At 74.1% G+C, this 13,072-nt stretch carries 15 protein-coding genes and 1 pseudogene; 10 read left to right on the forward strand and 6 right to left on the reverse strand.

The genetic code is table 11. The features are described from left to right. Nucleotide 1 precedes the first annotated feature (1 nt). A complete protein-coding gene (locus Actob_RS30355; RefSeq protein WP_284915274.1) occupies nucleotides 2-889 on the forward strand; it encodes a MaoC family dehydratase in 888 nt (295 codons plus the stop codon). Nucleotides 890-907: 18 nt separating this feature from the next. Here the strand turns inward: Actob_RS30355 and Actob_RS30360 are convergent. Continuing rightward, nucleotides 908-1,726, reverse strand: a pseudogene (locus tag Actob_RS30360) (LysR family transcriptional regulator); the annotation flags it as partial. 114 nt (nucleotides 1,727-1,840) lie between these two features. Between Actob_RS30360 and Actob_RS30365 the strand changes: the two are divergent. Continuing rightward, nucleotides 1,841-2,539 (forward strand): type 1 glutamine amidotransferase domain-containing protein, encoded by a 699-nt coding sequence (locus tag Actob_RS30365; RefSeq protein ID WP_284915275.1) that lies wholly within the window; start codon nucleotides 1,841-1,843, stop codon nucleotides 2,537-2,539. Here Actob_RS30365 and Actob_RS30370 read toward each other — a convergent pair. After that, a complete protein-coding gene (locus Actob_RS30370) occupies nucleotides 2,517-2,777 on the reverse strand; it encodes a hypothetical protein (protein WP_284915276.1) in 261 nt (86 codons plus the stop codon). The two genes, Actob_RS30365 and Actob_RS30370, sit on opposite strands and share 23 nt — an antisense overlap. 68 nt (nucleotides 2,778-2,845) lie before the next feature. Beyond that, complete coding sequence (locus Actob_RS30375) at nucleotides 2,846-3,487, reverse strand: DUF4232 domain-containing protein (RefSeq protein ID WP_284915277.1); 642 nt, start codon at nucleotides 3,485-3,487, stop codon at nucleotides 2,846-2,848. Between the two features lie 55 nt (nucleotides 3,488-3,542). Between Actob_RS30375 and Actob_RS30380 the strand changes: the two genes are divergently transcribed. The 3 genes from Actob_RS30380 to Actob_RS30390 all read left to right on the forward strand — a co-directional run bounded on the left by Actob_RS30380 (nucleotide 3,543) and on the right by Actob_RS30390 (nucleotide 5,527). Further along, on the forward strand, nucleotides 3,543-4,304 hold the full coding sequence (locus tag Actob_RS30380) for a GNAT family N-acetyltransferase (RefSeq protein WP_284915278.1): 762 nt from the start codon (nucleotides 3,543-3,545) through the stop codon (nucleotides 4,302-4,304). A gap of 97 nt (nucleotides 4,305-4,401) precedes the next feature. Beyond that, entirely contained in the window at nucleotides 4,402-5,187 is a 786-nt protein-coding gene (locus tag Actob_RS30385; protein ID WP_284915279.1) for a MerR family transcriptional regulator, read from the forward strand. 1 nt (nucleotide 5,188) lies between these two features. Beyond that, entirely contained in the window at nucleotides 5,189-5,527 is a 339-nt protein-coding gene (locus Actob_RS30390) for a VOC family protein (RefSeq protein WP_284915280.1), read from the forward strand. 72 nt (nucleotides 5,528-5,599) lie between these two features. On the opposite strand, the gene Actob_RS30395 is transcribed toward Actob_RS30390, so the two are convergent. Further along, nucleotides 5,600-6,397, reverse strand: coding sequence for an SDR family oxidoreductase (locus Actob_RS30395; RefSeq protein WP_284915281.1), 798 nt, complete (start codon nucleotides 6,395-6,397; stop codon nucleotides 5,600-5,602). Between the two features lie 57 nt (nucleotides 6,398-6,454). On the opposite strand from Actob_RS30395, the gene Actob_RS30400 reads away from it, so the two are divergent. Further along, entirely contained in the window at nucleotides 6,455-6,883 is a 429-nt protein-coding gene (locus tag Actob_RS30400; RefSeq protein WP_284915282.1) for a hypothetical protein, read from the forward strand. A gap of 6 nt (nucleotides 6,884-6,889) precedes the next feature. On the opposite strand, the gene Actob_RS30405 is transcribed toward Actob_RS30400, so the two are convergent. After that, complete coding sequence (locus Actob_RS30405) at nucleotides 6,890-8,425, reverse strand: AMP-binding protein (RefSeq protein ID WP_284915283.1); 1,536 nt, start codon at nucleotides 8,423-8,425, stop codon at nucleotides 6,890-6,892. Between the two features lies 1 nt (nucleotide 8,426). Then, nucleotides 8,427-9,638, reverse strand: coding sequence for an acyl-CoA dehydrogenase family protein (locus Actob_RS30410; RefSeq protein WP_284915284.1), 1,212 nt, complete (start codon nucleotides 9,636-9,638; stop codon nucleotides 8,427-8,429). A 380-nt stretch (nucleotides 9,639-10,018) separates the two neighbouring features. Between Actob_RS30410 and Actob_RS30415 the strand changes: the two genes are divergently transcribed. The 4 genes from Actob_RS30415 to Actob_RS30430 all read left to right on the forward strand — a co-directional run bounded on the left by Actob_RS30415 (nucleotide 10,019) and on the right by Actob_RS30430 (nucleotide 13,024). Continuing rightward, nucleotides 10,019-10,630 carry a permease-like cell division protein FtsX gene (locus Actob_RS30415; RefSeq protein ID WP_284915285.1) on the forward strand — a complete coding sequence of 204 codons (612 nt, stop codon included), beginning with the start codon at nucleotides 10,019-10,021 and terminating at the stop codon, nucleotides 10,628-10,630. After that, on the forward strand, nucleotides 10,627-11,211 hold the full coding sequence (locus Actob_RS30420) for a sigma-70 family RNA polymerase sigma factor (protein ID WP_284915286.1): 585 nt from the start codon (nucleotides 10,627-10,629) through the stop codon (nucleotides 11,209-11,211). The genes Actob_RS30415 and Actob_RS30420 overlap by 4 nt, the downstream gene beginning before the upstream one ends. A 164-nt stretch (nucleotides 11,212-11,375) precedes the next feature. Then, complete coding sequence (locus tag Actob_RS30425; protein ID WP_284915287.1) at nucleotides 11,376-12,023, forward strand: HEAT repeat domain-containing protein; 648 nt, start codon at nucleotides 11,376-11,378, stop codon at nucleotides 12,021-12,023. Next, on the forward strand, nucleotides 12,017-13,024 hold the full coding sequence (locus tag Actob_RS30430; RefSeq protein ID WP_284915288.1) for a MerR family transcriptional regulator: 1,008 nt from the start codon (nucleotides 12,017-12,019) through the stop codon (nucleotides 13,022-13,024). The genes Actob_RS30425 and Actob_RS30430 overlap by 7 nt, the downstream gene beginning before the upstream one ends. Nucleotides 13,025-13,072: the final 48 nt, after the last annotated feature.

Genomic DNA, 13,072 nt, shown 5'->3' on the forward strand with positions numbered 1-13,072 from the left:
CGTGGCGGCGGTCGTCGAGTTGAGCGAGGGGCCGGGCACCGGCGCGGCGTACGTCAAGGCCGCCCTCGGCATGCTGCGCCGCGGCGGCGACACCCTGCCGGACGTCGAGCTGGTGCACCGCGGGGTCACCGTGGACCGCGGGCACCTGGCGCGCTACGACCGGGTGTGCGGGCTGCGGCTGACCGACACGCTGCCCGCGACGTATCCGCACATCCTGGCGTTCCCGCTGGCCATGCGCCTGATGTCGGCGGCCGACTTCCCGCTGCCGATGATCGGCCTGGTGCACGTGTCGAACCGGATCACCGTGCGCCGGCCGATCGACGCGGGGAGCCGGCTCGACCTGGCGGTCCGCGCGGTGGACCTGCGGGAGCATCCGCGGGGACGGCAGTTCGACGTGGTCGCCACCGCCTCGGTGGACGGGGCGCAGGTGTGGCGCGGCGTCTCCACGTACCTCCGGCGGGAGGCCGCCTCCCCGTCGTCCGCCCCGGCGGCGCCCGCCCCGCCCGCCGCCGAGCCGCCGGCCGGTGGCGCCGTCTGGCGGCTCCCGGCCCGGACCGGCACCGATTACGCGGCCGTCTCCGGCGACCGCAACCCCATCCACACGTCCCGGGTCGGCGCGAAGCTGTTCGGCTTCCCCCGCCAGATCGCCCACGGCATGTGGACCAAGGCCCGCTGCCTGGCGGCGCTCGAGGGCCGGCTGCCGGAGTCGTACGCGGTCGAGGTCGCCTTCAAACAGCCGATCCTGCTGCCGTCAACGGTCCGCTTCACCTCGTCCCCGGCCGCCGCCGGCTGGGAGTTCGCGGTCCACGCGAAGCGACCCCACCTGACCGGCAGCGTCCTCTTTCAGGACGGCCAGCAGTCGCTCCTGGACGGCGGTGACGGCCGCTGACGGCGGCGCACCGGCCCGGCTGACCAGATAGAGCGTGTTCAACGGCGCCATCGGCGGGTGGTGCAGCACGGTCAGCCGGCCGGCCGCGACGTCGGCGGCGCACAGGTAGCTCGGCAGGACGCTGTATCCGGCGCCGGCCAGCACCGCGGCCAGCACGGCGTGCAGGTTGGGCACCACCACCGCGGCGTCCCGGGGTGGCCGGACCTCGAAGACCGTCCGCCAGTACCGCCGGATGATCGGCAGGTCCTCGGCGTACGCGATCTGCGGAATCCGGGCCAGCTCCTCGGCCGGGTCGGTCGCGGCGGTCACCCGGCGCGCCCACGGCTCCGCGGCGACCAGGACGAACTCCTCGTCGTACAACGGCTGGACCCGCAGCCCGCGCTGCCGGGGCCGGGTGCTGTGCACGGTGAGGTCCACCGCCCCGGCCAGCAGGGCTCGCAGCAGGTCGTCGGCGACGCCGAGCAGCACCCGCAGCTCGACGCCGCGCTCGACGAGCCCGGCCAGCGCGGGCAGGACCCGCGCGGTGAGGAACTCGGTGGGGCCGCCCAGGTGAACCACGCCGGCCAGCGACGCGGGCCGGTCGAGGCCGGCGTCGAGCAGGCCGCTGAGCTGGTCGAGCGGCTCGGCGATCCGCCGGGCGAGCAGCTCAGCGGCGGCGGTCGGGGCGACGCCGCGCGGCAGCCGGGTGAACAGCGGCCGGCCGAGCGCCTCCTCGAGCGCCCGCAGTTGCGCGGTGACCGCCGGCTGGGACAACGACAGCCGCTGCGCGGCCCGGGTCAGCGACCCTTCCCGGTGCACCGCCAGGAAGGTCCGCAACAGGTCGAGCGAAGGTGCCATAGATTTGATGATGGCACGACCCAAGAATCCTTATTTGTGTGATGGGTCGGCGGACGATGAGACTCGACGACGACGCCACCGGCACGACGGTGGCGCGATCGAAAGGACAGTCCCGTGCCCACTGGAAAGATTCTCCTGGCGCTGACCAGCCACGGCTCGCTCGGCTCGACCGGCCGGGCCACCGGCTACTACGTCTCCGAGGCCGCCCACCCGTGGAAGGTGTTCACCGACGCCGGCTACGTGGTCGACCTGGTGTCCCCACGGGGCGGCGAACCGCCCCGGGACGGCGAGGACCGCACCGATCCGGTGCAGGCGGAGTTCCTCGACCGATTCGCCGGCACGGCCCGGGCCGACGAGGTGGACCCCGCCGAGTACGACGCGGTGTTCTTCGCCGGCGGGCACGGCACCATGTGGGACTTCCCCGCGTCGGCGCCGCTGGCCGCGCTGACCCGCGGCATCTACGAGCGGGGTGGCGTGGTGGGCGCGGTGTGCCACGGGCCGGCCGCCCTGGTCGACGTGGTGCTCTCGGACGGCAGCCGGCTGGTCGACGGGCGGGCCGTCGCGGCGTTCACCAACAGTGAGGAGGCCGCGGTCGGGCTCACCGAGGTGGTGCCGTTCGCGTTGCAGACCCGGCTGACCGAACGGGGTGCCCGGCACACCGCGGCGCCCGACTTCCAGCCCTGGGTCATCACCGACGGCCGGCTGGTCACCGGGCAGAACCCGGCCAGCGCGTCAGGGGTCGCCGTGGCGATGCTGGCCGCGCTCGCCGGCGGGTCGTCAGGTCAGCGGGTCACCGCTTCCGAGAGCGTCTGACGGCGATCGCGACAAGGGCCAGGCCAATGAGCGCGGGGACGCCGATGGGGGCGGCGCTGTCGGTCAGCAACTCCACCTTCGGGCCGAGGTAGTCCTCCTCCAGGACGAGCGTGTAGAGAAGGAAGACGCTGGCGGCCAGGAAGGCGAGGCCGAGCAACAGGATGCGCGTCGAGGCCGAGGACGGCAGCCGAGCCGCGGAGTCGCCGGCTTCGTGGGCTGGGTTCGGGGTGTTCGGCATGCGCGACACCGTATCAGCGCTCTTCCATGCCGCGGGCGCCTGACGGACGAGCGGCGCATCCGCGCCGGTCAGCGCGGCGAGGCGGTGCTGACCGGCTCGGGCTGCCACGGGCTGACCGCCAGGCGGCCGGTGCTGCCCAGGTCGATGACGGACTCCGGCTCGACGATCCGGGCCGGGCGGCCGGCCAGCGGCTCGATCCGGAGGAACCTGCCGTTCGCCGGTGGCTGCCGGATGTCGTCGTAGGTGTTGCGCCAGGCCACCGTGAAGCCGGCGCGCTGGCCGGGCCGCAGGGTCACCGGTTTCGGCGGTCCGTCCCACGGCGTGTTCGGCCCGACGATCTCGGTCACCCCGTCGAGAGTCCGGATGTCGAGCGCCTTCCGGTCCTCGTCGAGCACCCGCACGGCCGGGTAGCCGTTCAGGCGGTAGGTCTCCGTGCCGCAGTTGACCAGCGTGACGCCGAGCACCCGCAAGCCCGCCGCGGCGTCTCCCCCGCCCGGCTCCAGGCGGATCCCCTCCGGCGAGCAGGAGGACCCGGCCGACGGCTCCGGGCGGGACGGCGACGGGCGCGGGTGGGATGGCGACGGCACCGCGGACGGCGTCGGTACCCAGGGTGCGACGCCGTCCGCGGTGGCGATGGGACGGGCGCAGCCGGCGAGGACAACGACGGCGGCGAGCGGGACGGCACGACGGAGGATCCGGGATCCGATCACCGGGCCATCCTGCCCGGCGCGGGCAAGCCGGCGGCCGGGCGGCTATCGTCGCCGGGTGCCAGTTCATCCCGATCCCGCCAGTTTCCTGCTGTACGGCGACGACGGAACCCCGCTCGCCGCCCTGCGCCTCAAGGACGACGACGGCGAACGCGTCGCGGCCCGGGTCCGGCCGCTGCCCGGGATCCCGGCGAGCCGGGTGGCCGCCCAGGCCCGGCGGGACTTCGCCGGCATGCGCCTGGAGACACCCGACGACGCCCTGCTGGCGGCGTTCGTGGCGACCGGACTGGAACCGCGGCGCGCGGCCACCGAGATGATCCACGACCTGAGCGGCCTGCCCGCGCCGCGCGACCTGCCGGACGGCTGGTCGCTGGCCGAGCCCGGCTGGGACGAGGACCTGGCCGGGGCGATGGCCGCGGCGTACGGGCCGGACCACCCGGACGGCCGGTTCACCGAGGCGGACCGCGCCTACATCGGCGGGATGTTCGCCACCGGGGAGCCGGTCCCGCCGCTGGTCCCGGCGTCGGCGCGGCTGGCCGACCCGGCCGGGCGCAGCGCCGGCCACATCCTGTGCGCCGGCCCGGTGCCGTGGACGGACTACCCCTGCGCCTGGGTGCTGAACCTGTCGGTCGGCCCGCACGCCCAGGGCCGCGGGTTCGGCCGGGACCTGCTCCTGCACGCGCTGCACGGCACGCGCGAGGCCGGACTGCCCGCGCTCGCGTTGTCGGTGGTGGACGGCAATCCGGCTCGCCGGCTGTACGAGAGCGCGGGTTTCCGTACCGAAAACCGGGTCCTGTCCGTCACCCTGCCCGCCGCCTGACCGGCGACCGCGGCCCGGGTCCAGGCGGTGTCTTCGCCGACCGCGACGGGGCGGGGTCTGTTGACTTTCACCCCGGGTGAAGGACGAGGCTTGGTCCGTGACCGACCTCCTGCCGATCAGCGCGTTCTCCCGGGCGACGCTGCTCTCGGCCAACACCCTGCGCGCCTACCACGAGTCCGGGCTGCTGGAACCGGCGGTGGTGGACCCGCGAACCGGCTATCGCGGTTATCGGGCCACCCAGCTCGGTGACGCCACGCTGATCAAGCAGCTGCGGTCGCTCGACGTGCCGCTGGCCGAGATCCGGGCGGTGCTCGCCGCCCGGGATCCGGCGGTGACCCGCCGGGTGCTGGCCGCGCACCGGGAGCGGATCGTCGCCCAGCAGCAGCGGCTGGCGCACATCCTGGACGTGACCGACGAGTTCCTGGCCGAACCGGCCGCGGCCACCCCGCTCGCGGTCACCGAGCGCACGCTGCCGGCCACCCGCGCCGTCACGCTCACCGCCGAGCTGCGGGCCGACGACTTCGCGCCGTTCCTGCACGAGGCGTACGGCAAGCTGCGCGCCCTGGTCACCGTGGCGTCCGGTCCGCCGGGCGCGCTGTTCCCCGCGGAGTTCTCCGACGACCCCGCGCCGGTCACCGCGTTCGTGCCGGCCGTCGACGGCGACGAGGTGCTGGCCGGTGGCCGGTTCGCGGTCGCCGAGTTCGTCGGGCCGTACCGGAGCATGACCGCCGGTTACCGGGCGCTCGGCACCTGGCTGGCCGGCGCCGGCTTCGGCATCGCCGGCCGGGTCCGGGAGTACTACCTGGCCGGACCGGGCGACGGCGTGCCCGAGGACGACTTCCGCACCGAGATCTGCTGGCCCGTCCGACCCCTGGAGAACTGAGATGCTCACACTTGCCAACATCACCTTCGACTGCGCGGACGGCGCGGCCCTGGCGGACTTCTGGTCGCGGGTCCTCGACCGCCCGGTCGACGACGGGGCCAACGAGTACTTCGCCACGATCGGCGCCGGCGACCCCGGCCCGACCCTGATGTTCCTCAAGGTCGCCGAGCCGAAGTCGGCCAAGAACCGCTGTCACCTCGACCTGTCCGCGGACGACCGGGACGCCGAGGTGAAGCGGCTGCTCGACCTCGGCGCCGGCTACCTCGCCGAGCACGACGAGTACGGCCACCAATGGGTCGTCCTGCGGGACCCGGCCGGCAACGAGTTCTGCGTGGCTTAGGCCGTGTTTCGGAGTCCGGCCGAGTGCGAGGCGAGGCTCAGAGTGTGGCTGGCAACGGCCGCGAAACACGGCCTAACCGTCGCGCCACTCGTCCGACGTGAGGTGGGAACCGGCCTGCGGGCCCATCAGCAGCATGCCGCCGTCGACCACCCAGGACGCGCCGGTGACGTACGCCGCCTCCGGTGACGCCAGCATCGCGATCACCGCCGCCACCTCGTTGGCGTCGCCGGGCCGCCCGGCCGGGATCCCGGGGCGCTCGACGGTGTGCGGGTCGACGTCCTCGTTCCCGGTCATCGCGGTGGCGATCTCACCCGGCGCGACCGCGTTCACGGTGATCCCGGCGGCCGCCAGCTCCTGCGCCATCACCTTGGTGAGCAGGCCGAGGCCGCCCTTGGCCGCGCAGTACGCGCCGGAGCCGACCCGCGGCGCGTGTTCGTGGACGCTCGTCACGTTGATGATCCGGCCACCCCGGCCGGCGGCGAGCATCCGCCGGGCGGCGCGCTGCGCGCAGAGGAACGGGCCGTCGAGGTCGACGGCGAGCACCTGCCGCCAGTCGTCCCAGCCGGTGTCGACCACCGGGGTGGCGATGCCGGTGCCGGCACAGTTGACCAGCACGCCGAGGCCGCCGAGCAACGTGGCCAGCTCGTCGATCACGTCGGCGGCCTCGGGGAGGCGGGTCAGGTCGAGGTGGCGTACCTCGCAGTTGCGGCCGGCGTCGCGAACCTTGCGCGCGGTCTCCGCGGCACCGGCCTCGTCGGACCGGAACGTCACCCCGACGTCGAATCCGGCCCTGGCGAGGGCGACGGCGGTGGCCTCGCCGATGCCGGAGTCGGAGCCGGTGACGATCGCGACTTGGTCATAAGTGGGCATGTCGGCCGGATACCCGGGGTAAGGAGGCGCACACCTCAGATCGAAGGAGATGATCGGATGCTCGTCGCCGCGGGTCTTCTCATGTGGGTGCTGCTGGCCGGCCCGGTGACCCTGACCGGCCACCCCTGGCTCTGCCTGGCGCTCGGCGTGCTGGCCGGCGCGGCCTCACTGGTGGTGACGCACGGGCACGTGGTGCTGCGGCGCCGCCGGCGGGCCCTGGTGACCACCGTGGCACCGCGGGACGAACTCGCCGTGGCACCGGTCGACGGGCGTACCGGAGCGGCGGTGGCCTTCGGCGCGGCCGGCCTGTTCCTGTTCAGCCTGTTCTTCGGTGGCTTGGCGATCGGTCTCGGGGTGGCCGCGCTGCGCCGCGGCACACCCGGCCGGTGGGGCCGCCCGCTGGCCCGTCTCGCCGTCCTGCTCGGCGTCGCCGACCTGGTGGTCCTGGCCGTGCTGTTGCTGAACAGCACGACCCTGCACCCCTAGCGGGCCCTAGCGGGGCAGCTCCCGGGCGACCACCTTGCCGGTGGCGTTGCGCGGCAGCTCGTCCAGGAAGATCACGTCGCGGGGCACGCTGAACCGGGCCCGGTGGTGCCGGACGTGCTCGCGGACCGCCTCCGGGGCGAGCGTCTCGCCCTCGCGCAGGACCAGGTACGCCGCGAGCCGCTGCCCGTACTCGTCGTCCGGCACCCCGATCACCGCCACCTCCCGAACCTGTGGCAGGTCGGCCAGGACGCCCTCCACCTCGGCCGGGTAGACGTTCTCGCCGCCGGAGACGATCATGTCGTCCTCGCGGCCGTCCACGTAGACCCGGCCGTCGGCGTCCACGTGCCCGAGGTCGCCGGTGGCCAGCAGGCCCTCGTGCATGGTCCGGTTCGCGCCGTTCGTGTACCCCTCGAAGAGCATCTCGTTGCCGACGAAGAGCCGCCCCACCTCGCCCGGCGCCACCGGTTCGCCGTCGTCGCCTAGCACGGCGACCTTCGTACCGTACGGGGGCCGGCCGGCGGTCCGGGGGTCGGCCCGGAGGTCGGCGGGGGTGGCGATGGACGCCCAGGACGCCTCGGTGGAGCCGTAGAGGTTGTAGAGCACGTCGCCGTAGCGATCCATGAACCGGGTGGCCAGCCCGCCGGGCAGGGCCGAGCCGCTGACCGCGACCACCCGCAGCGCGGGCCGGCGCGACGCCGGCGGCAGCTCCATCAGCTGCTGGATCATCACGGGCACCGCGATCATGCCGGTGCACGCGTGCGCGACCAGGTCGTCGAGGATCGCCGCCGGTTCGAACTTGCGGCGCAGCACGATGGTGGCGCGCAGCGCGAGGGCGATCTGCAGGCCGGCGTAGCCCCAGGTGTGGAAGAGCGGCGCGGCGATCATCACGCGGTCGCCGGCGCGCAGCGGGATCCGGTCGATCACCGAGCAGAGCGGCCGGAAGCCACCGGGGGTCGGGCGCTGGGCGCCTTTCGGCACGCCGGTGGTCCCGGAGGTGAGCACGATGGTGCGCCCGGGACGCTCGGGCGGCCGGATCGGGCCGACTGCCGCGCCGGCGATCAGCTCCTCGAACCGCTCCTCGGCGACCTTCTCGACGCCCTGGACGAGGGCCACCTTCGGCGCGAACTCGTCGTCGAAGATCAACGCCCGCAGGCTCTGGTCCTTGGCGACGGTGGCCAACTGGTTCGGCGACAGGCCGGTATTGATCAGAACCGGGTCGGCGCCCAGCGTCGTCACACCGATCAGCGCCTCGATCATCCGCGCCGAGTTGCGGCACAGCAGGCCGACCCGGTCGCCCGGACCCACGGGCAGGCCGCGGGCCAGCCGCTCGGCGCGGTCGAGCAGCTGCGCGTAGGACAGGCTGCGCTGATCGTCGATGACCGCGATCCGGTGCGGACTGCGGGCCGCGGCCTGCCGCAGCTCGCCGGCCAGGCCGAAACCCCACCGGCCCAGCGCCGCGAACTGCCGCACCACCCGGACCGGGTTGCCCGGGTGCAGCAGCCCGCGCCGCAGCATGGTGCCACCGACGAAGAGCGCGTCCATGTCAGCGGATCTGCATTCCGGAGATCGCGCGCGAGATGACCAGGCGCTGGATCTCCGAGGTGCCCTCGAAGATGGTGTAGATCTTGGCGTCCCGGAACATCCGCTCCACCGGGTGCTCGCGCAGGTAACCGGCGCCGCCGAGGATCTGCACCGCCTTCTCGGTGACCGCGACGGCCACCTCGCCGGCCTTCAGCTTGGACATCGAGCCCTCGCCCGCGGTGAACGGCTTGTCGTTGCGGCCCATCCAGGCGGCCCGCCAGACCAGCAGCCGGGCGGCGTCGATCTCCATCTTCATGTCCGCCAGGGCGAACGCGATCGCCTGGTTCTCGATGATCGGCCGGCCGAAGGCGACGCGGTTCTTGGCGTACTCCAGGGCGTACTCGTAGGCGGCGCGGGCGATGCCGAGCGCCTGGGCGCCGACCGCGGGGCGGGACAGCTCGAACGTACGCATGGCGGCCTGTCCGCTGCGCCTGGCGCCGGACCGGGCCTTGGCCAGGCGCTCGTCCAGAGCCTCCTTGCCGCCGAGCAGGCAGCTGCCCGGCAGCCGGACCTCGTCGAGGAAGACGTCGGCGGTGTGCGAGGCGCGCAGGCCCAGCTTCTTCAGCTTCTTGGTGCCGACCAGACCGGCGGTGCCGGGCGGGACGACGAACGCGGCCTGCCCGCGCGAGCCGAGCGACGGGTCCACGCTGGCCGTGACCACGTGCACGTTGGCGATGCCGCCGTTGGTGGCGTAGGCCTTCTGCCCGGTGAGCACCCACTCGTCGGTGGCCTCGTGGTAGACCGCCCGGGTCTTCATCGAGGCGACGTCCGACCCGGCCTCCGGCTCGGTCGAGCAGAACGCCGCCACCTTCGGCTCGTCGGCGTCACCGAAACACTGCGGCACCCACTCGACCAGCTGCTCCGGCGTGCCCGACCCGTAGATCGCGGCGACCGCGAGCGAGGTGCCGGAGATCGCCATCCCGATCCCGCCGTCGCCCCAGAACAGCTCCTCGTTGGCGATCGGCAGCGACAGCCCGGTGTTGTCCGACCACGTGTTGATCAGGAACTCGAAGCCGTACAGCCCGATCTTGGCAGCCTCCTGCAGGACCGGCCAGGGCGTCTCCTCCCGCTCGTCCCACTCCGCGGCGGCCGGCCGGATGACCTGCTCCGCGAAGCCGTGGACCCAGTCGCGCAGGTCCGATTGTTCCTCATTGAGATCGAGCCAGAACTCCACAGCAGGGCCCTTCGAGCGCGCCAACTTAACTCGCCGGTAACCCTACGACTGCGTAATCCCCCTCACAACCCCCGGAGGTTTTTATTGATCAGCTCGTGCGAGAAACCAGATTTTGTACGACTTGTCACCTCGTGGCTGGTCAGTGCGCCGGACCGCGGCCGCCCCGGACCGTGCCGCGTCCAGCGGCCCGCGGCCGCTCACGGCAGTCCCGGAGGTCCCGCCCCGGCGCGATCGCCGCTGTTCCGCGGGTCGCCACCGGCCGCCCGCCACCAGCCCGCCCCGCCGCGATCTTGCGCCGGCGGCCTCGGGGGGTGTGACCTGAACGCCGGTCCAGCCGGTCTTACCGGGCAGAGACCGGTACGGACGTGAGGAGAGCGGTTGTGGAACCGGATTTGCGGCGGCGGTTCGACCTGGCGGTGAGCGCCGATCCCGGCGCCGACCCGGGCGAGATGGCGCAGGTGGCCATGCTCCACGGTGGCCGGATCCGGCACCGGCGACGGCTGGCCGTCGCCGGCTCGGCCGCCGCCGTGGTGGCGCTGGTCGTCGCCGTGGGCGCCGTCGACCTGACGGAGAGCGCGGCACCGCCGGCCGGGCGACCGGCGATGGTCACCGCCGGGATGCGGCTGCCGGCGCCGGAGTGCTCGCCGGAGCCGGTGGCCACCGACGCCACCGACGTGGTCATCTTTCTCCCCGGCGCGACAGCACGGCAGCGGTCGGCGATCGGCCAGGCGCTGCACGACGACGAGCGGATCGCTTCGTGGCTCTTCGAGAGCCGCGAGGAGGCCTACGCGAGATTCGCGGAGCACTACCAGGACAGCCCGGACTTCGTCGGCGCCGTCGACCGGGACTCGGTGCCCGAGGCGTTCCGCCTGCGGCTGCGCGATCCGGCCCGATTCAGCGCCTTCCGCCAGGAGTACGCGGCGAAGCCGGGTGTGGGGACCGTCGTCGGCCGGGTCTGCCCGGCGAGCGCCCCGCTCGGAGGGATCCTGTGACCGAGACCGCGACACCTTCCCGCCCCGCCGAGGACGCGGACCGGGGAAAGCCGACCGGCTGGGGTGCGGGCCGCCGCCGCGCCAAGGCGGCCCGGGACGCCGAGTTCACCGCGTTCGTCGAGTCCGCCGGCACCCGGCTGCGCCGCAGCGCGTACCTGATGTGCCGGGACTGGCACCTCGCCCAGGATCTCACCCAGCAGGCCTTCGCCAAGATGTACGCCGTCTGGCCCCGGATCCGCGCCGGCACGAACCTGGAGGCGTACAGCCGCCGGGTCCTGATGAACCTGGTCTTCGACCAGAGCAAGCGGCGCAGCGCCTCCGAGGTGGTGCTGGCCGAGCTGCCGGACCACGCCGACCGGGCGAGCACCACACCGGAGCTACGCCTCGCGCTGGTCGAGGCGCTGGCCCGGCTGAGCGTCGAGGACCAGGCGGTGCTGGTGCTGCGGCACGCCGAGGACTACAGCATCGACACCGTCGCCATGATCCTCGACGTCTCGGCGTCAGCGGTGAAGATGCGCGACGCACGAGCGCTGGCCCGCCTCCGTGCCCTGCTCGGCGACGACTTCGGCACCACCGACTAGCTGTGTTTCGGAGTCCGGGCGGTCCTGGTGCTGTGGGGTCACGCGATGGCGTGCTCCGTGGTCACCGCGGGCCTCGCGATCGGCGTGGCGCGGGCGGGTGGCCGGGTCCAGGCTTGACCTTGTCACTGTGACAACGTCTTGACTTGGGGTCGGAGGTGGTTCCCATGAACCTGGAGATCCGGCTGGCCGCGGGAGACTCGTCGGCGCGGCTGACGGCGGCCCTGGCGGCCGGCACCCGGCCCGAGGCGGGCACGGCCGAGGCGCTGATCGCACGGTGCGCCGTCGAACCCGACTTCTTCGTGCGCGACATGCTCACCTGGGCGCTGACCCGGCTGCCACCGGCGAGCACCGTGCCGCGGCTGCGGGCCGAGCTGCTGTCCGGGAGCGTTCAGGGACGCAGCCAGGCGTTGCACACCCTGTCCAAGATCGGCGACCGGAGCGCGTGGCCGGCGATCACCCGCGCCCTGCTGCACGACCCGGACGACACGGTGGCCCGGACCGCGTGGCGCGCCGCCGTGGCACTGGTCCCGGACGAGGAGCGGGCGGCGCTGGCCGGCGAGCTGGCGGCCGAGTTCGGCCGTGGTGACCGGGAGGTGCGGTTGAGCCTGAGCCGCTCACTCGTCGCCCTCGGCGAGGCCGCCGAGCCGGTCCTGCGGGCGGCGGCGGCTCACCACGACCCGGTGGTGCGCGCCCACGCGAGCGCCACCGAACGGTTGCTGCGCGACCCGGACGCCGGTTTCGACCTGGCAGTTCACGAGGCGACCCGGGTCGTGGCGCTGGGCCCGGAACGGAAGGAGACGACGGCTTGCTGATCGGCGAGGTGGCGCGGCGGTCGGGGGTGAGCGCGCGGATGCTCCGGCACTACGACGCTCTCGGGCTGGTCCGGCCGACCGGTCGCACCACCGGCGGCTACCGGGAGTACACCCCGGAGGACGTCCGGCGGATCTTCCACGTGGAAGGGCTGCGGTCGCTGGGACTGTCGCTGCGCCAGATCGCCCGCACGCTCGACGATCCCGGTTTCACCCCGGCCACGCTGGTTCGCGACCTGATCCGCGAGTCCGAGGAACGGCTCGCCCGCGAGCACGAGCTCCTCGACCGGCTGCGCGCCGTCGACGCCGCCGAGCCCGCCGGCTGGCAGGACGTCGCGCGGATGGTCGACCTGCTGCACGGGCTCGGCTCGCCGGACGCCGCCCGCCGGCAGCAGGCGATCCTGGCCCCCGCCGAGCACGCGCCGGTCCCGGCCGAGCTGCTGGCCCGGGCGGTGCTCGCCGAAGCCGATCCGAACGTGGCCGGCGCCCTGCGCTGGGCGCTGGCCCGGGCCGGCACCGACGGCGTGGCCGGGCTGGCCGCCGGCGTCACCGCCGCCGACGCCGACGTCCGGCGGCGCGCGGTCGTGGCGCTCGCCGCACTGCCCGGCGACGAGGCGACCGCGCTGCTCACCGGCGCCCTCGGCGATCCGGAGCCGGCGATCCGCCGGCAGGCGGCGCTCGCGCTGGGCGCCCGGCGCGTCCCGGCCGCCGTGCCGACCCTGCTCCGCATGGTGGTGGACGGCCCGAACGACGTCGACGCCGCCGAGCTGCTCGGCGCGATCGCCGAGGACCCGGCCCACACCGGGCGGATCCTCGGCGCCCTGTCCGCGGCGCTCGCCGCGCCCGGCACCCGGCCCGCCGCCCGGTTACGGCTGACCCAGGCACTCGCCGAGCTGCCGGGCACCGTCGCCCTCGCCGTGCTGCGCGAGCTGACCGGCGACGACGACCGCCCGGTGGCGCTGCTCGCCGGGGCCCTGGTGCGGGGTCGCCGCGCGGACCGCTAGATCATGGACAGCGCTGGCCGGGGGGACGGTTCGAGCCGGTTCCGCGGC

The sequence above is a fragment of the Actinoplanes oblitus genome, assembly GCF_030252345.1.
GTDB classification, from domain to species: domain Bacteria; phylum Actinomycetota; class Actinomycetes; order Mycobacteriales; family Micromonosporaceae; genus Actinoplanes; species Actinoplanes oblitus.